Genomic DNA, 26,280 nt, shown 5'->3' on the forward strand with positions numbered 1-26,280 from the left:
TCGGAAATGCTACCTGTAACAAAGATATACGGCTAGACCGCTAGAAATCCCCGCGACAAGTTGGTTTTTGAAAATTAACGAGGTTACAATACTCGGATTAAAGGAAGTTGCGTAGAGCAAGAGCAATGAGCCATATATTAGATAAAATCGACACTGTTTACCCATTCCCACCGAAACCAGTTCCATTAAGCGAAGAAGAAAAAGCATCTTACATTGAGCGTATTAAAAAGTTACTCAAAGAAAAAGATGCGGTACTTATCGCACACTATTATACCGACCCTGAGATTCAAGCCCTAGCTGAAGACACTGGCGGGTTTGTTGGTGACTCGTTGGAAATGGCGAAGTTTGGTAATCGTCACCCTGCAAGTACATTGATTATTGGTGGTGTTCGCTTTATGGGCGAGTCGGCCAAAATTCTGACACCAGAAAAGCGCATTCTAATGCCAACGTTGGAAGCGGAATGTTCGCTCGACCTTGGCTGTCCTGCGGATAAGTTCAGCGAGTTTTGTGATGCTCACCCTGATCATACGGTTGTAGTTTACGCAAACACCTCAGCAGCGGTTAAAGCCCGTGCCGACTGGGTCGTTACATCGAGTATTGCGCTTGAAATCGTGGAACACTTAGACGCTGAAGATAAGCCAATTATTTGGGGACCAGACCGTCACCTAGGATCGTACATCGCTAACAAAACTGGCGCAGATATGCTGCTTTGGCAGGGTGAGTGTGTGGTTCATGATGAGTTCTCTGCTGATGCGCTACGAAAAATGAAGAGCGTGTATCCAGATGCGGCTATTTTGGTTCACCCTGAGTCACCAGCAAGCGTCGTAGAACTTGCCGATGCCGTTGGATCAACGAGTCAGCTGATCAAAGCAGCGAAAGAGCTTCCTCACAAACAAATGATCGTTGCGACAGACAAAGGCATTTTCTTTAAAATGCAGCAACTTGTGCCAGAGAAAGAACTTATCGAAGCGCCAACCGCAGGTGCAGGCGCAACATGTCGCAGCTGTGCACACTGTCCTTGGATGGCAATGAACGGTTTGAAAGCAATTGAGAAAGCGCTTAGTGAAGGTGGTGAAGAGCACGAGATTTTTGTTGACGAAGAACTGCGTGTTAAATCCCTTATACCGCTTAACCGCATGCTAGGTTTTGCTGAGCAGCTAAATATGCAAGTGAAAGGTAATGCTTAAAAAGTAGGCGTAACTGAAAGTAAATCTCAAAAACCAGCCGAATATGGCTGGTTTTTTTGTGTCTTACTATCAATGAGTTACTATTGATGCAATCAATGAATATCGAGGTCATAAATTTATGGCGGTGTGGTTAGTAGTTAAAAAGTGGCTTAGTTCCCACCTTCTTAAATTGAGCAACCGAAGCCTTCTCATCTTTAGTGGCTTATATGTGAGCCTTTCATGGTGGCTGCTGGTTCTCGCTGGTGAAACCGCATTAACAGACAGTTTCGCTAACTTTATCTATTACCTCATGGTTACGGCGAGTACGGTGGGTTATGGCGACCATTCTCCTGTAACAGATTTGGGTAAATGGGTTGTCGTACTATTTGTAATCCCCGGCGGTTTGAGCTTATTCGCCGCATTATTGGGGCGTGTCGCTGGAGCAGCGATGGACTATTGGCGAGCGGGTATTTTAGGAAAACGGAGAGTAAGAGTGGAAAACCATATTGTATTGTTGGGCTGGAATGGATCGAGAACGATGCACCTTATTCGCATGTTACAACATGAAGAAGAGGGAAAGCGCCCGATTGTTTTATGCAGCCGTTCAGAAATAGAGAACCCGTTACCTGGCGAAATCAGTTTTATCAAAGTGACCAGTTATACCGATTCGCAAGAGATGAAAAACGCCAATATTGCCGAAGCCGCTTGCATTATTGTGGATAATCTCTCGGACGACATTACCTTGTCAGCCGCTCTGTACTGCGCATCTGTAAATCCTTCCGCTCATTTGGTCGCTTACTTTAAAGATGAAGCGCTAGGCCGACTTCTAAGTCAGCATTGCCCGAAAGCGGAATGCATACCTGCTGTTGGCGCAGAAATGTTGGCAAAAGCGGCGGTTGACCCGGGCTCAAGTGCGCTTCATCAGGAGCTTTTGGCTTCAACACGAGGTATGACTCAATACTCAGTTATTTATCCTGAGGAGCAGTCTGCCACCACTATTGAGAATCTCTTCGTTTTTCTCAAAAGACGCCATCATGCCACGCTGATTGCTTTTGATATTGGCGATGGTATTCAACTCAACCCAGATTTAGATGCTGAAGTACCCGCGAGTACCAAGCTGTTTTACATTGCAGATGAACGTATTGAAGATTTTGCCTGGAAAGAAATGAACAAGGAACAATAATGCACATGATTGCTGGCCTGTTAGCAGGCTTCCCAAACTTTTTACTCTATTTCTCTGTTTCTATTATTTTTGTATTGGCGTTTAAGTTCATCTACGTCAAGTTGACGCCATACGATGAGTGGCATCTGATCAAAGAAAAACAAAATACAGCAGCAGCGATTGCGCTAAGTGGGGCCTTCCTTGGTTACTGTCTCGCGATTTCGGGGGCGGCAAAAAACTCGGTCAATATCGTCGATTTTATGGTGTGGGGCGTTGTTGCAATGCTTGCTCAAATTATCGCATTTGCAATTGTACGCTTTATTTTACTTCCGAAAGTGGCAGAGCGTATCGAAAAAGATGAACTGCCAGCCGGTATTGTATTAGCCGCAGTTTCTGTTTCGGTCGGCGTATTGAATGCCGCTTGCATGACTTACTAGGAGGAACGATGAAGCGGAGTTCTAACGTTAAACGTTCTTCCATGGACAAAAGCTTAAAGCTTGGGAAAATTCTTCCCTTTGCTGCCTTTGGTGGTATTTTCTTCTTTGCTACGTACGAGTCAAAAACAGAAGGGTACATTTTTTCTGATGCTGATGAGTGTAAATCTAACTCGCCTGAGTTTAGTGAACAGTGTGACATTGCATACCAAGAAGCTTTAGCTCGTGCCGAACAAAATGCCCCTCGCTACCGCAGCGAGTTCGAATGCGAGAATGATTTCTACGAGGATGATTGTTACTACAGTTCCAGTTCCCGAGCTTATGTACCTAACTTTGGCGGTTTTTTTTACAGTCGCTCATTAAGCGGGTTGAAAGGTTATAACAAGAGCTATTACTCAGAGCCGATGTACCGTTATAAATCCAAATTCTATAATGGAGCAGGACAATTCTTTGGCTCCTACCGAAATCAGCCGACCAAAGTTGCGACGAATAGCCTTAATAAACGTGGTGGCGGCACCATTGGCAGGGCGATGTCTCGAGGCGGGTTTGGTAAAGCGGTGTCGGTCAGTCGAGGCGGTTAAAAAGAACTATGTTTCGACGAGAAATACAAGAGCGCGAAAACTGGCGTGAATTAGCACGCCAGTTTGGTTTTGGTTTCCATACCATGTATGACCAACCGTATTGGGATGAGAGTGCTTACTATCAATTCACGCTGGAGCAAATTGAGCGCGATATAGAAGCGCCCACTGAAGAGCTGCATCAGATGTGCCTGGCTATTGTGGATGAAGTCGTTTGGAGTGAGCGGTTGCTGACGCAATGTGCGATCCCTGAATCTATGTGGGAGCAGGTCGCTTCTTCATGGAGACGAAGCGAACCTTCGCTTTATTCGCGGCTGGATTTCGCGTACAACGGGACCTCGCCAGCAAAATTACTGGAAAACAATGCGGATACGCCAACCAGCTTGTTTGAAACTGGCTTTTGGCAGTGGGTGTGGCTAGAAGATGTTGTAAATAAAGGTCGAGTTCACCAGAGCGCGGATCAATTCAATATTCTTCAAGACTTTTTGATCGAGCGCTTTGCCGAAATAGCAAAATACCAACCAGGACAAACACTTCACTTTAGCTGCTGCAAGTACACTGAAGAAGATAAAGGGACTGTCCAGTATTTAGAGGATTGCGCGCGAGAGGCAGGGTTAGCAACGGCATTCGTGCATGTCGAAGATATTGGAGTGACGGAAGATGGTCTGTTTGTGGATGCTGACGACAGAGCGATTCGTTGGATGTTTAAGCTTTACCCTTGGGAGTTTATGTTTGAAGAGGAATATGCGAAGTACTTAGCGACTGCGAACGTAAACTGGTTAGAACCGATGTGGAAGTCGATTCTATCCAATAAAGCACTTTTACCGTTATTGTGGGAGCGCTTTCCTAATCACCCGAACCTTTTGCCCGCTTATTTTGCTAACGATTCAAAAGCGAACACTATGAGAGATTATGTCATCAAGCCACTATTTTCTCGAGAGGGCGCGAACATCGAGATCGTCATCGATGGAAAACGTTTTGTTAAAACGTCAGGGCCTTATGAATCTAAATTCAATATCGTCCAGCAATACCATCCACTACCTAAGTTTGGGCAAAACCATACGTTAATTGGCAGTTGGTTGGTCAATGATAGAGCTGCCGGTATTTCGATTAGGGAAGACAGTAGCTTAGTGACTCAAGATATGGCGCGGTATATTCCACATGTAATTTTAACATGATCAAAAAAGCTCTCCATTTGGAGAGCTTTTTGTCTATTCAGCCGTTCAATCTTGATGGTCGACAGCGTTGCGTCTATTGTTCTTCAGCTAATGCAACACCGCGCTGGGTAAGACCACATAACATCACTGGCATTGCATTGAAGATTTCCTCAAACTGCTCTAAGCCTTCCATACCTTGTTCGGCCAATGTTTCAATGGTTGTTTCTGGGTCGTAAAGCATAGTAAGAGAAAGTAAAACACCACCGAGTAGGGCATTATCTTCGCTATCCTCAGGCATCAACGTTTCCCAGTCATCACGCGCAAGTTGCCAGCCTTGTAATACACCTTCACAGAAATCGCGAGCCTGACTTGTTACAATGTCTTGCTCATCTAGCGCGCACCCTGCAGGCCACTGCCAAGTGCCTTCTAGGAGAGCGGGACGAGTTTGGTTCCACATTTGTACAATCTCGTCAATGTATTGCTCTAGTTGCTCACCGTCAGTAAATGGCGCTGTTTCTTCTCCACCCCATAAGAATGGCAACCACTCTTGAGGCATTAATACGTTTGGCGCTGCAGCCATCGCTGTTACAAAGCCTTGAGTTTTTGCGAGGTTTAGTAGTTTACCGTCAAGTTCTGGGAGAGAAAGGATGTCTTGTAGTTTCAAAATAGAATACCATTTGTTAATGGGCTGGTTGATTGCGCTCATCTTACCAATCAATTAGTGATAAATCGATATTAGGGAATGATTCACACATCTATGGAAATTCGCTCATCACTTAGAAAAAAAAGCATTCTCGCCCTAACACTTTACCTGTGCTTCTTTATCGCCACTATCGGCTCTGTCGCCTATTTGGTTGTTGAGCCACCAGTTAGACAAAAGCTAGAGCAAAACCTAGAGTTACGTACCCAACTCCTGGCTCTTGAGATCAAAGAGCCCCTCCTCAGTTCTACAGGTGTATTGAGTAGCTTAGTAGGGCTAGCCCAAGGGACTGAAAATATTCAATCTCTCAACACAATAATTCCACATATACTTCAATTGAGTGACAAGATGCTTGTTAGTGGTGGCGTATGGCCTAAACCCGAACTAAAAGCAGAACAATGGAGATATAAAAGTCTATTCTTCAATAAAAACAGTGATAGTGGTATTGACCAAATTCACTCCTACAATAACCCCGAATCTGGCGGTTATGATAATGAAGCCTGGTATGTCGCTGCCGCCGATGCTCCGGTAGGTTCTGTTAGTTGGTCTACGGTTTACATCGATACCTTTACTCAGGTCCAGATGATTACCGCGTCTTCTCCGTACTACCAAAACGGTCGATTCGCTGGAGTTGTAACGGTAGACCTATCACTTGATGCACTTTTTCAGTTTATTCGAGAGCACACGAACCAGCATTCTTTGGGGGTAGTGGTTCGCGATGCTGACTCAAACGTGATTATTGAACACAACTTTCAACTGACGGACGAAATTTATGTCAGCGAGCTTGATTTCGGAGAGTTCGATTGGCGCATGGAAGTTGTCAACGCAAAAGCTAAAGTCGCCGATCAAGTGTTTGAACAAGTGATGAGCGTTGAGGGGAGGATCATTCCATTTTTGCTCTTGTGTGTCTTGGTCGGTTACTACTTACTGAATCGCTATATTGTTGAACCAATTGTTCGCATTGCCGCTAAGATTGATGACTCGAAAACTGGTGGGATCATAGATATTGACTACGATAGCGATGACGAAATCGGACAGCTTATCGAGAAGTTCAATGAAAAGACGATCTATTTAGAGCAGGAGAGAATAAAAGCTCAGGCTTCGACAAACGCTAAAACGGCATTCTTAGCCACATTGTCCCACGAGATTCGCACACCAATGAACGGTGTACTAGGAACTGCCCAGATACTGTTAAAAACACCACTTACCGATGAGCAGCGTAAGCACCTGAGAACACTTTATGATTCAGGTGATCACATGATGACATTACTCAATGAGATTTTAGATTACTCAAAAATTGAACAAGGGCATGTTGAGTTTGAAAATAAGCCTTTCCCAATTGAGTCGATTATCGGCAGTATCAAGAGTGTTTATCAAACTCTATGTGCAGAAAAAGGTCTTCGCTTTAGAGTCGTCTCGCATTTACCAACGGGTCGTTGGTACAACAATGACAAAGCCCGTTTGCGTCAAGTACTGTTCAATCTACTCAATAACGCTGTTAAGTTCACCGATCGTGGCATCGTAGAGGTAGAGCTAGCCGAGAAATCGAGTAAGGCAGGCACCAAGCTGATACTAAAGGTAAAAGATACAGGAATTGGTATTTCAAAAGAGGCACAAAAACGCATTTTTCGTCCTTTTGAGCAAGCGGAGTCATCAACGACTAGACGGTTTGGTGGTACAGGGCTTGGTTTAGCAATAGTCAAAGAAATCGCGGAACATATGGGTGGGCAAGTGGTTGTAGAGAGTCAGGAGGACGCTGGAACGACTTTTACTGTCGAAATTGCCCTTACACCTTGCAAGCCGGGTAAAGTAGAGTCAATCAATACACATAAATTGAACTGTAAAGGGTTGAAAGCACTCATTGTTGAAGACAACCGAACAAATGCGATCATTATGGAAACTTTCCTCCGAGCCAAGGGCTTTGAGTGCACAAGTGTCGAAAATGGTCAGCTTGCAGTCGATGAGGTTGCGAGCAAACCATTTGATTTGATACTGATGGATAATCATATGCCTGTTCTAGATGGCGTTGGGGCCATATCAGCCATTCGAGCAATGAGTTCACCTGCTAAGTCGGTACTGATTTTTGGCTGTACAGCGGATGTGTTCAAAGAAACACAAGAGCGTATGATTAATGTAGGAGCAGACCACATAATAGCGAAACCAATAGTGGAGTCTGAATTAAATGATGCACTGTATCTTCATGCGACACAGTTATATCAGTACCAATCGGACTTTGATGGAAATGCAGCAGATAGCTTTAATGCTGAAAAGTGGTTACTCAACTTCTATGTCGCTCTAGATAATGGACATCTTAATGAAGCACTTGAGGCTATTTCAGCGATCATTGCGGAGGCTCCCCTTGAACTCAGTGACGACGTTTCTTCAGTCGCCGAACGGATAAGAAGTAACTTAAAGCGTCAGCAATCCCCAGACCAAGATGATATCGATACATTAACGATTTTGCTGGCCTCACCATAACTGAATCAATATGGCGCAACTGTGAATTGTTCTTACTATTCATACGTCATCCAGCTTCGTGACAAACTCTTCTAACCTGCAATGAACAGGCTTGCAGTTTTACTTTTACGAGTAAAGCAGCAAGACCTTCTACTGTGATTATATCGGTAATACTCTGAATTTTCGCAGCTTGGTAGCATAAGCTATAGGAGTGACTGTTTACAGTCCGAGTTTTGTTCTAACTTTACGCCAAAATAATTATCGTAACCCCTTTTTATGTAAGTGAAATCCGTGTTTTTGTACCATTTTTACGTAATTTTAGGCGTTTTTACTCGCCATTGGTGAAAAAAACTACTTTTACTTTAAAAGTTGGTTATAAATTTACAACTTAATTTTAAATACAGAACCATAAGCTAGTTTTTGTGTGTTCTAATTGCATCATTAGCTGGCTTGATGTCTTTTTAGTGGTTAATAGTTTTATTATTTTTATTAATTGCAGTGTTTGATTTTAAGGGTTTTGTAAATGAAGTCTCGTGGACCATTTTGTATTCGTCACGCCGCAGCGGATACCTTTGCTATGGTTGTTTTTTGCTTTATCACAGGGATGATTGTCGAGATTTTGATTTCAGGGATGACATTTGAGCAATCTCTAGCATCGCGTACGCTATCGATTCCAGTGAATATCGCTATTGCTTGGCCGTATGGGGTTTTTCGTGATTGGGTGCTGCATCAAGGTAGTAAGGTGTCACCGTCTTCCTTTATGAAAAACATCTCTGATCTGGTCGCTTATGTACTATTTCAATCTCCAGTTTATGCGGGTATCTTATTCGCGGTTGGCGCGTCTACAGATCAAATTGTGACCGCAGTGGCAAGTAACGCTGTTATTTCTTGTGGCATGGGTGTGTTGTATGGGTACTTCTTGGATATGTGCCGCCGTTGGTTCCGTGTTCCCGGTTATTCTCAAAGCATGTAAATGCCCCAGTTTTGCTCAATTTAGTTACTTAGTGAGCAATCGATTCGAAAAGGGCGCTTTTTTTTATGTTTAGCCTTGACCATCAGGCACATAATCATTAAATTAGCGCCTCGTTAGCCAATGATGCTAACCAAAATTTGATTCGGTGAGTTGTCCGAGTGGCTGAAGGAGCACGCCTGGAAAGTGTGTATACGGCAACGTATCGAGAGTTCGAATCTCTCACTCACCGCCACATTCTATAAGCCCTTGTAGTGTAAGAACTTCTTATAATACAGGGGTTTGGTGTTTTAATGTAAGCTGCCTACTGGTACAAAGAGTAGGTACAATGTCGAACATCATGGCAAGTCCTTATAAGCATCCTCAAACTGGTGTTTACTACTTTAGAATGGCTGTCCCAAAAAAGCTGGTTCCTATAATCGGTAAGACAGTCTTCAAGAAATCTCTTCAAACGAAAAACCTTTCTGAAGCAAAGCAGCGATTTCCTCAGCATCTTGATGATGCGCTCAAGCAAATCGAGTTCGCTAATTTAAAGCTATCTAATTCATCTGATATTGAGCTTAATGTCCGTGATTGCGCGATCATTGCCGAGCGTTGGTATCTGCGTGTCAAAGATGAGGTTGATGGTAATGGTAACTATGATTGCTATCTTCGATATGAATGGTATGGCGTTGAGGGCGATAAGCGTCTCCACGTATTCGGCTTGTCTGACACATTTGAGTTTAGTGGTCTAGATGCGTCAAAAGCTACTGAAGAGGAATACCAAGAGCTTTTGGAAGGTTTTAAAGACTTCATTGAGGAACAGCTAAAGATAGAAGGTTTAGTTGTATGTGAGACAAGCGCTTCATATAGACGTTTGGTCTGTGCCTTTTACGATTACGCCCGTCGAGTTGAGTCTCTCTGCTTGGCTCGTCACAAGCGAGACTTTGGGTATGAGCCCGTAACCAGTTCAATCGCTAGTGAGCCCATTTCAGTACCTAGGCCTGATAAGATACCGTCTAGGGCTTTGAAACCATCTCAGAACTCCATTTCGAGTCTATTGAAGCGTTACCTTGAGTCTGCATCTATTAATGGCAAAGCTTCTCAATCCTTGGCAGAGGTTGAGTCTCAGATAGAGCGTCTTATAGAGATAATAGGGGATCTAGATGTTGCTGATGTAACGAGAGGTCATATCTCAAAATACAAAGATACCCTGTTACAATTGCCTAAGTCTAAAGCTAAAGAGATTAGAAACAAATCAGTACCTGAGCAGCTTGAGCTTGTTAAAACAAAAGGGCTTGAGACAATCTCTCCTTCAACCGTTAAGACTATTCTCAGAAAGACTTCTCCTGTATTTGGCTATGCTGTTGAGCTTGGTCTGATAGACGTCAACCCGTACAAAGGCGTAACACTTCCTAAAGTACAGAATAAGTCTGCGGTAGCGGAAGCTAAAGGTTTTACTCCTAGTGAGATCAATCAGTTATTTAAGCTAGATATATTCACTGATGTCACTGCTAGTAAGCCTTATGGCATGGCTTGTTATTGGGTGCCTCTTCTATGCAGGTATACGGGTTCTCGGATTGAAGAAATGGTTCAACTTAGAAGTTCAGATATACAACGATCAGACGAAGATATTCACTTTATTTATGTTCGTGAGGGTGAAGAGCAGAACGTAAAAAACGTTAAGTCTGTTCGACAAGTACCGATTCATGAGCACCTCATTGATTTAGGCTTTTTGGATTATGTGGCGTCCTGTGGAGAGTTTCTATTCCCTGAGCACAAGCCAAACAAACACGGTAAAAGGTCTGGTGCTATTGGTAAGTGGTGGAGTAAACAGGTCAAGACGGTAGGCATAACCAAGCAGCCATCACACTCGTTTAGGCACTCTTTGAGAACAGTTTTGCGTGGTCTAGGAGTGGTTGATTCTGTTAGTGATGCTATCACTGGTCACGCTCCGGCTAATATCGGTGCAGCATACGGTACGGTTGATATGAAGGCTAAGAAGAAAGCAATAGACTGTTTGCCTAGGTTGGCTGTCCCACGCCTTTGGTAGCTTTTAGTTAATGTATTTACACTGTTGTGTACACCTAAAGTCTCCCCACTGTTCACACGTGTACACTTTGGTCTTAAATAGCCCGTAGGCCTTGTGGTATAAGGCTTACGAGCTCGCAATGTCATTTCTAAAAGTCGTAGTTTTCGGTTACGTTAGGAGCTTTATTTCCACTATTTTTATCTTGAATACTCCCTTCGATAGTCCCAGCTTGTTCCAGCCACTTACTCCGTTGAGATATCGAGATACCTAATTGAGATCCCCTAGTGACCTTTCTTAAACCTTCCCTGAAGATATCCTCTCCAAAGAACTCAATGAGGCGGCTGATGCTATTTGAGACGTCTTTAATTTGCTTTTGCTCCCACTGCTCATCATCTTTGTCAGATATATTATCTTTGCCCTTAAAAGCATCTGAGAGGCGTCTAATCTTCGGAAACCCCTTAGAGTCCCAGCAGCTTTGGGGTAGGTAATAACGTGACTCCAAGCCAAACTGGAGGCCTTCAACAAAGCTCTCTAAGTCGTTCATCTCGATGTCAGTCCCTAATGCTTCTTTACAAGCTTTTAAGCCGTTAGCAATGTGTGCAGCCTGACCACGACTACATCCAACAAGCTCACATACTTGAGAGACGCTCAGGTCAAACTCTCGGTTAACAATTAGCTTGCGAAACTGAGCTTGCATTATTTCATCCTTAGTAACTCCAACCCCATGCGCTTGATTGACATCTTGGGCTGCTGAGAATGCCTCAGCGTAAGTACGGTTTTCTATGATCAACGAGTTAATCATCAATTCAGCATCAGGGTTTTCTTCAAGGTACTTCAAACAAGCTCCAGTGCGGTGGAAACCATCCACTACGTAATACTTATCATCAACCACAAAAACAGTGATAGGCTGCCTTATAGGCTGTCCATTACGAAGGTCTTCAAGAATCTCCTTGCTTTGACTCTCTTGCTTAATCTCTTGCGCTGAACGTACTCGTTTGTCTTTAATGAGTTCAACGTCACGGGCTTGCATCGCGGGATCGAGTATGAGAGTTCGAGGGTCTAAATACGCAAATCTGCTATCTGCCATGAATTGATTCATAGTGTGTTATGTACCTGTAGGTCTATGACTGATTATTAATGTTTCTCTTTTTGGTTTGATTGGAACCCTAGGAGGGGGGAGGGTTCGGGGTAATACATATCGAACATGATTGCGGCTAGTAGTAATCTTTACACCAAATGAGCGGATCGTTTTTTCATTTTTTTGTGATTACGGTATTTTAAGCTTTTACCAAGGCTCTTTGGACTGTGGATAAGGAGACTCCCACTTCGGAAGCGATCTTTCTTAAAGACATTCCTTGTGAACGTAGCTCAGCGATACGCTGGTGGTTAGTTGTGTTAGTTGGTCTACCTTTATACTTCCCTGCTGCTTTAGCTTTCTCAATGCCTTCCTGACGTCTTTCCTGAATCATTGCTAACTCGAATTGAGCTACAGCTCCTAGCATGTTCAGCATGAGCTCAGACATATGATCGCTTCCACCAGCATTAAAGCTTAGGTTTTCCTTGTGGAATCTCACGCTAACACCTTGGTTAGTCCAGTCGTTTATTAGCTGCTTTAAATCAACCAAATTACGCGCTAGGCGGTCGATGCTATGAACGTGGATTGTATCTCCTTCGCGAACGTAGTCTTTAAGAGCTTCTAACGCTGGCCGTTTAGTTGAGCCACCACTGCATTTATCTGTAAAGCTCTTATCAAAGGTGATACCAGAATCTGTAAGTTGACGGTCTGTATTTTGGTCTGTGGTCGAAACTCGCAGATAAGCTATGTGTGCCATTAGGTGTACCCGTTTAACTCTAAGATGTTAGAAATTTTATTGTGGTCACAATTTTAATTCAACCCTAATGGGTACTGTTTGATGGAGGTTTGACCGTAGTCGTTTGGGTATACCTAACAACTACACGGTTAGCTAACCATAACTAGTTAGGCTGACAGTTTCGTTGTGCCTGAGAGTTTAACAATATGCAGTTATTGAAATTCTCTTTCTTAAAACTCTATACAGTATTAATTTCTATAAAAATTAGTGTTTTAATAAATAATGTGGATCAAATTGAGTATTAAAGGAAATATTGTGAAATTTAGTGGAAAACTAGCAGTTGCAGGAATAGTCATATCTGCTTTAGGGATAGTGATATCAACAGTTCTCAGTTTGGCAGCGTTAAGCCAGAGCAGGTCTATTGCTGTTGAATCGGGCTCTTTGAAGAAAGCAGACATTCATGTATTTCTAGGTCAAGCTGAGTTGTTACCTAACAGGCGTCAACAAATTGTATTTGGGGTCAAGAAAGATGAGGTAGAGAGTGGTTTAGTGATTGCTCCATATACTATAGGTATAGAAAACGCAGGTGATGACAAATTAGAAAATACTTATATAACCTTTCGGTACAACAAAATACTAGATAGAGAAAATCTAGAATACCTTGAATTTAAAGCTGTTGGAGCGATTGTAGATGGTGCCTTTTCGAGGAAGTTCAGTAGCGCTGGTGCAGCAGATTATGTGACATACAATATCCCAGTCATCAACCCTTCTGTAACATTAGGAATAGATGAGCCATTCATTTTGTATGAAACTGAAGTGGTTGAAAGTGTTGAGGTTGAGGGTCATGCAACAGTTACATATAGAGTGGCGTACTCGATAAATGTCAAGGTAAGTGTAAGTTCAAGTTCATCAGAACTACAAGACTATGATTTAGATATTAGCGCTATCTCATCTCAAAACCTAGATGAGCTTCAAGACAAGTATGAAGCAGAAGTACAAAGTGAAATTGACAACCTTCGCTCAGCTCTTTCCTTCATTGATTATCTGAGTGTTTTGCTCTTTGATAATGACATGAAGAGTACAGTGTTAATCTACCCACATAACCGATTGTATCGAGGAGATAGCTACTCCATCTATTATCCCGATGTAGACCAGATAGACTACAGAACTGTTTGGTATAGGCCTGCAAGATGGAGAAATCTATTTAACTAGCCATTAATAGGCGATGTAATGGAAATCCATGGTTGGATGAGTAGTAGAATATAGCCTGTATTATAAGGGGTCGAGTTACCAAGTGTGCCCCTTCAACTTGATAAGGGATGGTACAAAAAACTGGTACAAATTCTTAAAGTGGTGTATTGTTAACTTGTTGATTTTAATTGTTTTAAACTTGGTAGCTAGCAATCGAGAGTTCGAATCTCTCACTCACCGCCACATTCTAAAAGGTCTGATTTATCAGGCCTTTTTTCGTATCTACACTAAAGTAATGCGTCATTGAAAGTACACAAGAGTGCTCAAGGTGCAAGCGCCATTCTATCTACAAGCCAACTATTCACATCTCACCTCTATACAACGCCAAAATTGAAGATGCTATACAGAGGCAGCCATAATCTGATTGGTGCGGGTTAGCACATCCGCTTTAATCTAGAATTTAGCACCCATATCACATGAGGTATGAATACGGCCACAAGAATGAACGTAGTGCTACTAGATGCTAAGCAAAACAGCCATGAACACGAATACAACAGCAATCATACCAAAGAGATCTGTGTTTAGATTGAGGTCATCAGGGTTAAATTTTTCAATGCTTTGCGTCGTTTTGCATCTTATCTTCATGTTCTTGTCCTTATTTCATGTACGATTTCAACAGCAACATAACATGCAATTGAGTGTTCACAAGTCATAAAAAGCATAAGTATACTTGCACCTCATTGAGCGCAAAAAATACTCAAAGCGTTTTAAAGTGGCGGTCTACCTTTTGTAACATCAAATATTCTTTCTGTTTTTGTGCCTGTATCGCTATAGTTGAGAAACGGTTATCTCGTTCTAGTTAGGAACAAACTACTGGCTGCCGCTACATTCTCTCAGCGTTCCCACTCAGTCGCCTTGGGTAGATACTTTAGTCGTTGAGTACTGCAAAAAAACGCCGCATGAGCAGCGGCGCTTTGTTGAGGAATTCCCTTTCCTACTTGTAGCTAAGTTCTGTCGCTTTGCCTTTGAAGATCCGGTATACCACAAAGGTGTAAAGCAATATCACCGGCATAACAATCATCACACCGTAGCCCACGATTATTAACGTCGCAGGCGAGGAGGCAGCTTGTTGTGCGGTCATTAATCCCGGCACAACTTCTGGGAAGAAGCTATACGCAAGCCCGAGAAAGCTCAACGCGAAAATGACAGTGACACCAAAGAAAGGCCAGCGCACACCCAGATCATTCACCATTGGAACCTGACGCAAATAGCGATCAACTAGGAAGATGGTTGCCAATACAATTAACGGAACTGGGGCAAGCAACAAGATTTCTGGGAAGCTGAACCAACGCAAGGCAACTTGTTGATTTACAATTGGGTTTACAACGCTAACCACCAAGATTCCTAAGGCTGCTAACCAACCAGCACGGCGAGACCAACGGGCCGAGCGTATTTGCAAATCACCTTCCGTTTTTAGTACTAACCATGCGCCACCGATGTAAACGTACGCCGCCGCTACACAAAGTGCGCTTAACCAAGCAAAGCCAAATGCTTCGGTTGATTGCTCAAACCCCATGATGTAACGACCCACCATGTAGCCTTGGGTTAGCGCGGTGACTAACGAGCCAATTCTGAAGCACCAATCCCAGTGAGGTTTATGATCCGAGTTCGCTTTGGCTCGGAAGTCGAACGCCACGCCACGCATGATCAGTGCGATAAGCATAATCGCGGTCGGCATATAAAGTTCCGTCAAAATCAAGCTATGAGCAGTAGGAAAGGCAATCAGCAGAATACCGACGGCTAACACCAACCACGTTTCATTCGCATCCCAGAAAGGGCCGATAGACGCTATCATTCGGTCACGTTGCGCTTCATTATCACTCGGTAAAAGGATACCGACGCCAAGATCGTAGCCGTCGAGCACGGCATACATAAAGACCGAGAAGCCAAGCAGCAGAAGATAAATTTCTGGTAGATAGTCGAGCATGATTAGGCCTCTTGTTGTGTCAGTGGGACTTCATGGGCTGCAACGTCTTTGCGCGCCAAATAGAATAGGGTATGGATGTACGCAACCAGCAATGCAGCATAAATGGCTAAGTACATAATGAGCGAAGTCATCACGCTACTGCTCGCAACCGTGGTGACGGCTTCGGATGTTCGCAATACACCGCTGACCAACCAAGGTTGTCGACCAATCTCAGTAACATACCAACCCGCCAGTGTGGCTATCCAACCAGAGAACGTCATGGCTAATACCGTGTACAGGTAAGGTTTAGGTAGCGCTTTTTTAAGTGCTAGCTTCACCGCGCCATACCAGCTAACAAGCAACATAAGGACACCAACACCAACCATCACGCGGAAACCAAAGAACAAGGGCTTCACTGGCGGGTGGTCAGGTGCAAACTCGTTAAGTCCTTGGATTTCCCCATCTAAGTCATGCGTAAGAATCAAACTCGCCAGCTTTGGGATGCCCACTTCAAAATCATTGCTGCGAGTTTCTTCATTTGGCATCGCAAACAGAAGAAGAGGCGCGCCTTGCTCGGTCTCCCACACGCCTTCCATCGCTGCGATTTTTGCAGGTTGATGTTCAAGCGTGTTTAACCCGTGAAGGTCACCGACAAAGATTTGAATTGGGATGAATCCAGCCGCCGCGAACAGCGCGACTTTTAGGCCAAGTTTGGCTGAGCGGTGATCTGGCTTTTTCATTATTTGATAAGCTGAGATACCCGCAATCAAGAAGCTGGCAGTCAGCGCCGATGCTAATAGCGTGTGCAGAAGACGGTAAGGTAAAGAAGGATTGAAAATAACTTCCTTCCAACTGGTTACATGTACAATTCCGTCAATCACTTCATAGCCACTTGGTGTGTGCATCCAGCTGTTAAGCACTAGAATCCAAAACGCGGACATACTTGTCCCAACAGCAACCAGAACGGTGGCGAGAGTATGAACCCATTCCGGCACTCGTCCTCGTCCAAAAAGCATCACGCCAAGGAAGGTGGCTTCCATAAAGAAGGCGGTCATCACTTCGTATCCGAGCAATGGTCCTGCTACGTTACCGACTCGTTCCATAAAGCCTGGCCAGTTGGTACCAAACTGGAAACTCATCGTAATGCCGGATACCACACCTAAGGCGAAAGTAAGAGCGAATATCTTGACCCAGAAGTAATAAACATCGAGCCATACGGGGGCTTGGGTGCGGTTATATCGCCACTTGAAAAACACCAACATCCATGCCAACGCGATGGTGATGGTCGGGAAGAGAATGTGAAAGCTGATATTGGCCGCGAACTGGATCCGCGACAGCATGAGGGTATCTAACATCTTGGTTCCTCAAAAACGTGCCATACTAAAAATCGTGTCTATTTGTAATTTAGTTACGAAAAGTCGGGCAGTTTGGATTCATGTATCGAGAAATACAGGTGATTCTGTTTTCTTCTAACCATGATTTATATCAACTAAGGGAAAGAAAGGAGTGTAGGAAATTGTCTCAAAATGCCACTAATAGTCGCGAGAAGTGAGTAAAAGAAAGCAAATGTAACTGAAGGAGCATGGATTAAGATTAGTTCGAATTATCCTTATGATGGTTTCGATAATCCTGAAATAAAATTACAAAAACAATATTTTTAGTAAGGAAATTTGCCTTGCCTTCACTTTGAACCTCCTTACTATTTATACACTAGTCATGTCGAGATCGTCTCAAACACAGCAAGCTTACTGATAGTTAAGGTGGGAAACTTTAGCTAATTGATAAACTTAAAATTTCACCGCTAATGACATATGCATCATAAGTTTGTTAGGACTCGACCAGAAGTGCGATAGGCTACATTTTTATACTAGCGAACGATTTAAAGCTAGGTAATTCGGCTTTCACTAGATCAACAAGTCGACTGTGGACCATTTTCGATTCCTGATGAGTTTCAATCCAAACTGACACTTACTTTTCAGCAAGTGTGCTAGTGTCTTTCTTGTTATTTATTAAATAATTAATAAATGCCGATATGGTAAAGAGAGTTGTGGACAGCTATCTCGAGCAGTAGACTGACGCTAGCCAGAGAGTCTGACTTTGAGGGGGGCATTCTACATGAATCTTGGATTCTGCCACCGCAAAGCTGATATTGAATTTGATGGAGATGGATAATGAACGACAGTTGGGCTAATTTCTTTCCTTACTTTGCTGGAGCTTTTAAGCTTATTGTATTAGGGATAGGAGCCTACTTAGCCATTAAATGGCATTTTGACGAAGAGCGAAGGGTAAGAGAAGCGGAAGGTGTGGTGTTTGATAACCCAAGTCTCATGAAAAAGTTTGCGAAGACGCTAACTCTGCCATTCCTTTTGTGTCTTCTAGTTCTTCTTGTTATATATGCTACCAACTGGTTCCTGTACTGACGGCTTTATTGTTTGTTGTAGTAAAGTTGAATGCTGCCACCTCTGAGAGTCGAGCCGTAGTTGAAGTTAACGCCTATGCCGAAATTGTCCAACCAATCAAAGGGCTTTGGTGCATAAAATAGCCATCCTATAGAAGCTTCGTAGTAATGCGGACTTCCAAGTTCGTCGCTTAAATCATGCGAAAGGTCGACTCTTTTAATCCCAGTAAATAAAGCTTGCTCACCGTGATAAATATTGTAGTAACCGGTGATTTCATTAGATAGGTACCAACCTTTAGGGTTGCCTATATTGCCGTTATTTGCGCTTCCCCAGCTGTGCCCAATGAATGAATTCAATGTCGAACTGGCATGCCATTTCCCCCAACTTGTGGGAGACGTGTATTTGGCTTTAATGGATGGTTGAACTATTGCCGCCCATGCTGAAACGTTAACGGCACGGCCGTCTAGGATTCTTCCAATGATGGATGAAAGTTTATTATCGGTAGAGAATGAGTTTTTATAACGCATAAGGTGAGTCGTCGTTCTGGTGCTAAGGGTGACGTTTTCACTTGCTTTGTATAGATACCCATAACCAATCGATGCACCGTATGTCCTTTCCTTGAGAAGATCCTTACTTGTGCCGAATAGTTTGAGATCATTCTCTGTTTGTATCGTAAATGCCTTAAACGACAGCTCATGTAAGTCCTCGCTGCCCTCTATGTCAAAGTTAGTCGTGTAAGGGAGAACATATACGGATTTGCTTCGACGTTCATTGATTGACTCGTCAGTCCCGAACTCTGGGTTGGCGGTATCAAATAATGCATTCGGATCAAAGTCGCCAATACCAAACGCAATTGCGTCAGTGTCGGACAGCAACACCGCGATAGAAAAACGTTGTTGGAGAAGGTTGCTAATTTCCTTATCTAGTGGATCCGCTTGAGCAGTGTGAGGAAGAGAGAGTAGGAGAGCGAGCGAAACGACTCGCCACTCCACTGAGGCGAAGTTGGGTTGGAACATTTTGGCTCTTTCAAATGGTTCATGCATGGAGTTTTCGGACGTACCGGTACGCTAACATTAGTTTAATCGTTGAATGGTCGGTGTAACTTTGAGAAATCTATGTTTTCTCATATTGATATGAAAAAGTTCCTTAAACGAGTTTAGCTTCAATGTGTATGCTGCACCAGATTTGTTTAGCAACATCATTCTTTTCTGAAGATGTAGCAAGACTTTGTGACTAGGTTGCATTATTTTCTTTAATGTGTCTCTTGAGAGGAAAATAGCAAACTTTTTTATTGCCTTGGCGCTCAAGAAAATCTGAATCGTTCACTGTGCTACTGGTTAACTTCGAAAACTTGTAAGCATCCTGTCTGCCAACATCACGACTAACATCATCAAGGAGTACCCTTAAATACGTCAGATAAACAATGGTTTTTTTGAGCTTTAGAAGAAATGTTCGGACCTTTGCATATTCCGCGGTGGTGCTCAATCCAAGAACTGTGTTTTGTATGTGTCCTCAGTAAATCATTGAGTCGATCTATTCTTCAAAATGTGGTCCCTTTAAATTCACTTTCTGTTACATATTTTTCGTTTTGAAAGAGCATTTTAATTTGCATCTTTTGAAAAGATCTATTTGTTAAATTTTGTATAAAATCAACTAATTGTTGAAATTAGAACCCTTGTCAAAAAGTCATTAGATTTCATGTTGAATAGCCTCTTTTACCTAATGGTATACTCTATTTGTTTGATATAATTTCCGGCAGTTTGTATACCATAAATAAAGAGAGTCTATTCATGTTCCAGAACTTAACGATCAAGCAGAAGATAGTGATTCCGCTGTCATTGATTATTGGATTGTTTATTGTGAGCTCTGTATTAAACGTTATGACAAGTTGGAAGCAATCTGAATTGAGTGAGACACTCAACGAACAGATCGTGCCGAACTTATTAACGATTGAGGATGCTTATCGCGATCTTTACCAAGCAACATCTGCAATCCAAGGTGTTGCACTTTCTGATACTCAAAACGATATTGATCATCACATCGGTGAATACAAAGACAACGCCTACAAAGCACTGCCACGTATGGAACAAATGATTGAGCTATCACAAGCCGGTGTGATGCCTTCTACACATGGTAATGAAGTTCGAACGCTTGTCTCTTTGGGTGAAAAGTGGTTAGCAAGTTATGAGGCGATGCTACGTTTACCTCAATCTCAATGGCGTGGTTACTACAATGAGCACAAACATACCTTTGAAGACCAATTTATCGAGGTTAGAGCGCAGCTTAACGTTGTAAAAGATGCAATAGAAGAAAAGCAAAGCCAATTGAAGGACGAAATATCAGCGGCTGCAACAAGAGCAGAACTCATTCTTGAGGCTGGCATTGTGATTGTTATTTTTGCCGCTATCGCGATGGCTTTTTTGTTGTTGCAAACGGTTGTGAAGCCTATCAATGATATTAAAAATGCGATGACAGAAATTGCGTCCGGTGAAGGTGATCTAAGTCAGCGAATCGATGTAAAAACACAAGACGAAATTGGCAATTTAGCAGACGCATTTAACCAGTTTGTGTCCAAAATTCAAATGACAGTCGCTCAGGTAATTGAAAGCTCAAATACCTTACGTAACGAAATGGCAAATCTTAGCTCGTTGACCACGACCATCGCGAACTCGACCGTTTCTCAGCAAAAAGATAGCGAGGCGGTAGCGGCGGCAGTGCATGAAATGCAAGTCACCAGCAGAAATGTAAGCGATAGCGCTAACGAAGCTGCGGTTGCGAGCCAAACAGCGAATGATGAACTTACCAATACCAATGTTATTTTGGATCAAACGGTTAGCTCAATTCGCAGCCTCGCAAGTGAAATCGAAAGCGCAAGCCACGTCATTAACACATTGGATCATGATGTGAGTAACATTGCGTCCGTACTGGATGTAATTCGTGGTATTGCCGAGCAAACAAACTTATTAGCGCTTAACGCAGCCATTGAAGCGGCTCGCGCTGGAGAGCAAGGGCGAGGCTTTGCTGTGGTAGCGGACGAGGTTCGTTCTTTAGCCAGTCGTACGCAACAGAGTACGGGAGAAATCCAAACCATGATTGAAAAGCTACAATCTGGTGCAGGACAAGCTGTAGAAGTGATGCGCGGTAGCCAAAATAGCAGTGATGAAACGATCAAGTCCGCTGGCCGAGCGAGTGAATCCCTTTCTGAAATCTTGAACGCGATTTCACGTATGAACGAGATGAATACACACATTGCAACGGCTGCGAGCCAGCAAAGTACAGTAAGTGACGAAGTAAATAGCAACGTACAAGGCATTGCAGACAGTAGCACTTCAATTGTGGAAATCGTAAACCAAGCGCAAGCTTCTTTAGCCATGTTGTCAGAGCAAACTCAACGTTTAGATCATCAGGTCAGTCAGTTCAAAGTATAAGCTGAGAACAGCAATCTCACTGACGAAATAACCCGCTTCTTAGCGGGTTATTTTTTAGATAAGTGGCGAACCTGACTTGTGAAATTTCGACTATATTTACATTCCTTTCTCACTTTAGTTCGTATACCAGAGTGGGCAAATAACCCTAGACAGCGGTAACAAACTCTGTACAGCGTAATGATGCTTTTATCATCACTTTTGCTGCTTTTTAACCATTGCAATTGCACACAGGAAAATGTGATTTCCAACCCAAAATCTTCAAATTTGAGAACTTCATAACACCTTTACCATAAACGTTTTTCGTAAGCGTATAGAACTGTAAATTTTGTTGTATGTACAACACTGGGTATTTATCATCCTAATTAATTTGTTCTGGATATACATCCATTAGTCATTATTAAGTCATTCTAGAAGCTTTTAATAAGGAATCTTGAAGGCTTGTCGGTAGATAAGAGAGAAAAATTCATGAGACGTAAAACCACGCTATCTCTGCTGATTGCGTCGAGCCTTTTTGTGGTTGGATGTCAACCTAGCGAAGAAGGATCGAGCCAAGGTGGGGGGCCTGCGCCCGTAACCGAAGTAGAAGTGTTAACAGTGCAGCCAACGCGCCAAGCATTGACAGTAGAGTTGCCGGGTCGTAGCAGAGCATTCAAAGAAGCAGAAGTTCGTCCGCAAGTCACTGGCATTATTTCGGAGCGAAATTTTGTTGAAGGTGGCCTTGTTGAACAAGGACAGTCGCTATATCAAATTGATGATTCATCATTTCAGGCGGATTTGCTGAGCGCTGAAGCGGAATTAATCCGTGCGCAAGCTGCGGCAGAGTCGACCTATGCCACGGTGAAGCGTTACAGAACCTTGATCACCAAAAAATCCATCAGCCAACAAGACTTGGATGAAGCAGAAGCGGCATACAAAGAAGCGAAAGCGCAGGTCCTAGTCGCAAAAGCCAAGATCAACACAGCAAAAATCAACTTAGATTATACGCAAGTCAAAGCTCCGATTAGCGGGGTGATCGGTAAATCGAGTGTGACAGCGGGTGCGTTGGTTACGGCTAACCAAGCTGCCAAATTAGCGACCATTCAGCAGCTTGACCCTATCAATGTTGATATTGTGCAATCATCCGCGCAACTGCTGCGTTTGAAAGCATCACTCTCCCAAGGCCATATGCAAGAAGATGACTCTGCGCAAGTTACATTGATGCTTGAAGATGGCAGCACTTACGAACACAAAGGCACAATGAAATTTACTGAGGTCAATGTGAACGAAAGTACGGGCAGCGTGACGCTTCGTGCCGAATTCCCAAACCCTGACGGTTTGTTGCTACCTGGAATGTTTGTTCGTGCGACGGTCATTACTGGTGTCGACCCTGATGCGATTCTAATACCACAAAATACGGTATCTCGTGATGCGACAGGTAAAGCGACAGTGATGACGGTTAATGGCGAGAACAAAGTGGAAGCGAAACCAGTGAAGACTGCCGAAGCGATCAATAGCCAATGGCGCATTATTGATGGTTTGAACGCGGGTGATAAAGTCATTACCGCCGGTTTACAAAAGGTAGGGCCAGGCAGTTCGGTAACTATCCAAAACGGTGAACAGGAGTAATCATGGCACGATTTTTTATCGATCGTCCGGTATTTGCTTGGGTTCTCGCGATTCTAACGATGTTGGCGGGGGTAATGTCATTATTCAATTTACCCGTCTCGCAATACCCAACGATTTCACCGACGACGATCACCATCAGTGCTCGCTATCCAGGTGCATCAGCAAAAACCGTTGAAGACTCGGTAACGCAGGTTATCGAGCAAAACATGACAGGATTAGATTACCTTCGCTACCTATCATCGAGCAGTGATGCATTTGGTAATGCGACAATTACCCTGACGTTTGATAGCGAAGCTGATCCTGATATCGCGCAAGTACAGGTGCAGAACAAACTGCAATTGGCATTGACTTCATTGCCGATGGAGGTACAAAACCAAGGTATTGTCGTCAATAAATCCAATACGGCATTTCTCATGGTTGTCGCAGTTTATTCTGAAGATCCTGACTTTACAGAAAACGATATCGGCGACTTTGTTGTAACGAATATTCAAGACCCGATAAGTCGTGTAACTGGTGTAGGACAAGTGCAGGCGTTTGGTGCGCAGTATGCAATGCGAGTTTGGCTGGACCCTTTTAAACTTACGCAGTTCAACTTGACCGCGATCGACGTAGCAAATGCGATCAGTGAACAGAACGCGCAAGTTTCTTCAGGTCAACTTGGTGCGGCACCTGCGCAGGAAGGTCAGTTGTTGAATGCTACGATTTCGTCTGCAAGTCGTTTGAGCAGTGTAGAAGAGTTCCAAGACATCATTCTTAAGTCTGACGCCAGTGGTTCGAATGTTTATTTGAAAGATGTAGCTCGCGTTGAGCGTGGTGCAGAAAGTTATGATATTCGAGGCCAATATAATGGCTTCCCAGCATCGGGGTTAGGTATTTCATTAGGTACTGGCGCAAACGCGCTTGAGACAGCCAATGCGGTAAAAGAGCGCTTAGAACAACTGAGTGCAACGTTCCCAGAAGGGTTGCAGATTGCTTACCCATTTGAAACAACGCCATTCGTCAAAGCCTCGATTCAAGAAGTGGTTAAAACGCTATTAGAAGCTATTCTTCTTGTGTTCTTAATCATGTACCTGTTCTTGCAGAACTTCCGTGCGACGATCATTCCAACGATCGCAGTGCCTGTCGTATTGCTCGGAACCTTCGCTATTTTGTACGCGACTGGATTTAGCGTAAACACGTTAACCATGTTCGCGATGGTTCTGGCTATCGGTTTGCTGGTGGATGACGCCATCGTTGTGGTGGAAAACGTCGAGCGTGTGATGCATGAAGATGGTTTAGAGCCCAAAGAAGCGACCAAAAAATCGATGGGGCAGATCACTGGTGCCCTGATTGGTGTGGGGTTGACGCTTTCAGCGGTATTCGTCCCTATGGCGTTTATGTCTGGTTCTACCGGGGTTATTTACCGTCAGTTCTCGATAACTATTGTGGCGGCTATGACGCTTTCCGTTTTGGTTGCGATAATTCTGACTCCAGCATTGTGTGCTACGTTGCTGAAAAAAGGCGATGCTGAGCTTCTAGAGAAGAAAGGCTTCTTTGGCTGGTTTAACCGCAAGTTTGATGCGATGACAGCAGGCTATGAAACCGGCGTTGCCAAACTTCTAAAACGCACAGGTCGCATGTTGGTTGTATTTTTGGCAATGAGTGCAGGTGCTGGCTGGTTATTTATGAACCTTCCAACGTCATTTTTGCCAGATGAAGACCAAGGCACAGTATTCTCAATGGCTATTTTGCCGCCTAACTCAACACAAGAACAGACGGAAAAAACACTTGAGAAAATGCGTGACTTTTACCTAGTAGACGAAAAAGACAATGTAAAATCCGTCTTCTCCGTTGCTGGATTTAGTTTCGCAGGTCAAGGCCAAAACATGGGGATGGCATTTATCGGTTTGAAAGATTGGTCTGAGCGTGAAGCGCCTGGCGCCGATGCGGCTTCCATTACGGGCCGAGCGATGGGGTACTTCTCTACCATTAAAGAAGCTTTGGTGTTTGCGTTCGCCCCTCCAGCGATTCAAGAGCTAGGTAACTCGACAGGTTTCGATTTCTATCTCCAAGACTCGTTGAATAAAGGGCACGATGCATTAGTTGCGGCTCAAGGGCAACTTCTGGGCATGGCAGCACAAAACCCGAAACTTGTCGGTGTTCGTCCAAACGGTCAGGCAGATGCGCCAATGTACAAAGTGAACATTGACCACGTCAAACTTCGTGCTTTGGATGTCAGTATCAATGACGTAAACCAAATCCTGTCAGCTGCATGGGGCGGGGCTTACATTAACGATTATATTGACCGCGGTCGTGTGAAGAAAGTGATGGTACAAAGTGATGCGGAATACCGCATGCAGCCAAAAGACTTCGATTCATGGTACGTACGCAACGCTAAAGGAGAGATGGTGCCTTTCTCTGCTTTTGCGAGTGGCGAGTGGACCTATGGTTCTCCTCTTTTGCAGCGCTTTGATGGTTTGCCAGCAATGAATATTCAAGGCGATGCAGCTCCTGGTGTAAGTACTGGTGAAGCCATGGAAGAAATTGAAGCAATGGTAGAAAAGCTACCGGAAGGCTTCACGGTGAACTGGAATGGTATTTCGTATGAAGAGCGCCTTTCCGGAAACCAAGCGCCGATGCTATATGCGCTATCTATCCTCGTCGTATTCTTAGTTCTTGCCGCTTTGTATGAAAGTTGGTCAGTACCTTTCGCCGTGGTGTTAGTTGTTCCTCTTGGTGTGCTTGGTGCTGTGCTTGCGGTAATGACGCGCAGTATGGATAACGATGTGTTCTTCCAGGTGAGCTTATTAACGACGGTCGGCTTGGCAACCAAAAACGCCATTCTGATTGTTGAGTTTGCAAAGGACTACTATGAGAAAGGCGCTGGGCTTATCGAAGCAACCTTACATGCTGTTCGCGTTCGTCTGCGCCCAATTATCATGACATCGCTTGCTTTTGGTTTGGGTGTGGTACCACTTGCTATCAGTTCAGGTGTGGGATCGGCAGGTCAAAACGCAGTGGGTACCGGCGTACTTGGTGGCATGATCAGTGCCACGATATTGGGTATATTCTTCGTCCCAATCTTCTTTGTGGTGGTTGAGCGATTGTTTGATCGACGTGCGAGAAAAGAGTCGGAGGCAGAGTTGTCTGAGACCAGCACTAAACCCACTCAGCAAAGCGAGTAGGACTTGGTTGTGTTAACTGAGTTATACTAGTGATAATAAACACAATAAAAGGGCGCTTCGGCGCTCTTTATTTTATGTTTT

General features: G+C 43.7%; 20 protein-coding genes and 1 tRNA gene. 14 read left to right on the top strand and 7 right to left on the bottom strand.

All coding sequences use genetic code 11. The annotated features are described in order from the left end of the window. Positions 1 to 125: 125 nt before the first annotated feature. The 5 genes from nadA (at position 126) to R7O12_RS05340 (ending at position 4,518) form a co-directional block, all read left to right on the top strand. Positions 126 to 1,187, top strand: a complete 1,062-nt coding sequence (gene nadA / locus R7O12_RS05320) for a quinolinate synthase NadA (RefSeq protein ID WP_158173767.1) — start codon at positions 126 to 128, stop codon at positions 1,185 to 1,187. A gap of 118 nt (positions 1,188 to 1,305) precedes the next feature. Beyond that, entirely contained in the window at positions 1,306 to 2,349 is a 1,044-nt protein-coding gene (locus R7O12_RS05325; protein ID WP_238852469.1) for a potassium channel protein, read from the top strand. Further along, entirely contained in the window at positions 2,349 to 2,765 is a 417-nt protein-coding gene (locus R7O12_RS05330; RefSeq protein WP_005378281.1) for a DUF350 domain-containing protein, read from the top strand. Before R7O12_RS05325 ends, R7O12_RS05330 begins: the two co-directional genes overlap by 1 nt. Positions 2,766 to 2,773: 8 nt before the next feature. Continuing rightward, complete coding sequence (locus R7O12_RS05335; protein WP_025766906.1) at positions 2,774 to 3,343, top strand: DUF1190 domain-containing protein; 570 nt, start codon at positions 2,774 to 2,776, stop codon at positions 3,341 to 3,343. A gap of 8 nt (positions 3,344 to 3,351) precedes the next feature. Further along, entirely contained in the window at positions 3,352 to 4,518 is a 1,167-nt protein-coding gene (locus tag R7O12_RS05340) for a glutathionylspermidine synthase family protein (RefSeq protein WP_318125676.1), read from the top strand. Between the two features lie 73 nt (positions 4,519 to 4,591). Here R7O12_RS05340 and R7O12_RS05345 read toward each other — a convergent pair whose 3' ends face one another. After that, complete coding sequence (locus R7O12_RS05345) at positions 4,592 to 5,203, bottom strand: YecA family protein (RefSeq protein ID WP_005378278.1); 612 nt, start codon at positions 5,201 to 5,203, stop codon at positions 4,592 to 4,594. Positions 5,204 to 5,254: 51 nt separating this feature from the next. On the opposite strand from R7O12_RS05345, the gene R7O12_RS05350 reads away from it, so the two are divergent. The 4 genes from R7O12_RS05350 (at position 5,255) to R7O12_RS05365 (ending at position 10,656) form a co-directional block, all read left to right on the top strand. Beyond that, complete coding sequence (locus tag R7O12_RS05350) at positions 5,255 to 7,675, top strand: hybrid sensor histidine kinase/response regulator (RefSeq protein WP_054576387.1); 2,421 nt, start codon at positions 5,255 to 5,257, stop codon at positions 7,673 to 7,675. 502 nt (positions 7,676 to 8,177) lie between these two features. Further along, entirely contained in the window at positions 8,178 to 8,627 is a 450-nt protein-coding gene (locus R7O12_RS05355; RefSeq protein WP_005378276.1) for an L-alanine exporter AlaE, read from the top strand. A gap of 144 nt (positions 8,628 to 8,771) precedes the next feature. Beyond that, positions 8,772 to 8,859, top strand: a tRNA-Ser gene (locus tag R7O12_RS05360). A gap of 93 nt (positions 8,860 to 8,952) precedes the next feature. Beyond that, positions 8,953 to 10,656, top strand: a complete 1,704-nt coding sequence (locus R7O12_RS05365; RefSeq protein WP_193291840.1) for a site-specific integrase — start codon at positions 8,953 to 8,955, stop codon at positions 10,654 to 10,656. Between the two features lie 127 nt (positions 10,657 to 10,783). On the opposite strand, the gene R7O12_RS05370 is transcribed toward R7O12_RS05365, so the two are convergent. Both R7O12_RS05370 and R7O12_RS05375 read right to left on the bottom strand, forming a co-directional pair. Then, positions 10,784 to 11,722: a hypothetical protein gene (locus R7O12_RS05370; protein ID WP_242531368.1), complete on the bottom strand. Its 939-nt coding sequence runs from the start codon at positions 11,720 to 11,722 to the stop codon at positions 10,784 to 10,786. Between the two features lie 190 nt (positions 11,723 to 11,912). Next, positions 11,913 to 12,467, bottom strand: a complete 555-nt coding sequence (locus tag R7O12_RS05375) for a recombinase family protein (RefSeq protein WP_069513722.1) — start codon at positions 12,465 to 12,467, stop codon at positions 11,913 to 11,915. Positions 12,468 to 12,761: 294 nt separating this feature from the next. On the opposite strand from R7O12_RS05375, the gene R7O12_RS05380 reads away from it, so the two are divergent. Next, a complete protein-coding gene (locus tag R7O12_RS05380; protein ID WP_213899672.1) occupies positions 12,762 to 13,658 on the top strand; it encodes a hypothetical protein in 897 nt (298 codons plus the stop codon). 495 nt (positions 13,659 to 14,153) lie between these two features. On the opposite strand, the gene R7O12_RS05385 is transcribed toward R7O12_RS05380, so the two are convergent. The 3 genes from R7O12_RS05385 to R7O12_RS05395 form a co-directional block, all read right to left on the bottom strand. Beyond that, complete coding sequence (locus R7O12_RS05385) at positions 14,154 to 14,282, bottom strand: hypothetical protein (protein ID WP_005378275.1); 129 nt, start codon at positions 14,280 to 14,282, stop codon at positions 14,154 to 14,156. A gap of 349 nt (positions 14,283 to 14,631) precedes the next feature. Continuing rightward, the gene (locus R7O12_RS05390; RefSeq protein ID WP_017820054.1) at positions 14,632 to 15,624 is read right to left on the bottom strand and encodes a cytochrome d ubiquinol oxidase subunit II; all 993 of its coding nucleotides are present in this window, start codon (positions 15,622 to 15,624) and stop codon (positions 14,632 to 14,634) included. A gap of 2 nt (positions 15,625 to 15,626) precedes the next feature. Next, entirely contained in the window at positions 15,627 to 16,958 is a 1,332-nt protein-coding gene (locus tag R7O12_RS05395) for a cytochrome ubiquinol oxidase subunit I (protein ID WP_318104627.1), read from the bottom strand. Between the two features lie 816 nt (positions 16,959 to 17,774). Here R7O12_RS05395 and R7O12_RS05400 point away from each other — a divergent pair. Continuing rightward, positions 17,775 to 18,023 carry a hypothetical protein gene (locus R7O12_RS05400; protein ID WP_005378271.1) on the top strand — a complete coding sequence of 83 codons (249 nt, stop codon included), beginning with the start codon at positions 17,775 to 17,777 and terminating at the stop codon, positions 18,021 to 18,023. Positions 18,024 to 18,028: 5 nt separating this feature from the next. Here the strand turns inward: R7O12_RS05400 and R7O12_RS05405 are convergent, their stop codons facing one another. Then, positions 18,029 to 19,018 (bottom strand): Solitary outer membrane autotransporter beta-barrel domain, encoded by a 990-nt coding sequence (locus R7O12_RS05405; RefSeq protein ID WP_167415112.1) that lies wholly within the window; start codon positions 19,016 to 19,018, stop codon positions 18,029 to 18,031. Positions 19,019 to 19,792: 774 nt separating this feature from the next. Here R7O12_RS05405 and R7O12_RS05410 point away from each other — a divergent pair. From R7O12_RS05410 to R7O12_RS05420, 3 genes are all read left to right on the top strand, one after another. After that, entirely contained in the window at positions 19,793 to 21,430 is a 1,638-nt protein-coding gene (locus R7O12_RS05410) for a methyl-accepting chemotaxis protein (protein ID WP_053307463.1), read from the top strand. Positions 21,431 to 21,895: 465 nt separating this feature from the next. Continuing rightward, positions 21,896 to 23,035, top strand: coding sequence for an efflux RND transporter periplasmic adaptor subunit (locus R7O12_RS05415; protein ID WP_017635040.1), 1,140 nt, complete (start codon positions 21,896 to 21,898; stop codon positions 23,033 to 23,035). A 2-nt stretch (positions 23,036 to 23,037) separates the two neighbouring features. Then, complete coding sequence (locus tag R7O12_RS05420) at positions 23,038 to 26,199, top strand: efflux RND transporter permease subunit (protein WP_203345787.1); 3,162 nt, start codon at positions 23,038 to 23,040, stop codon at positions 26,197 to 26,199. Positions 26,200 to 26,280 lie beyond the last annotated feature (81 nt).

It is taken from the genome of Vibrio sp. Vb1574 (genome assembly GCF_033338675.1).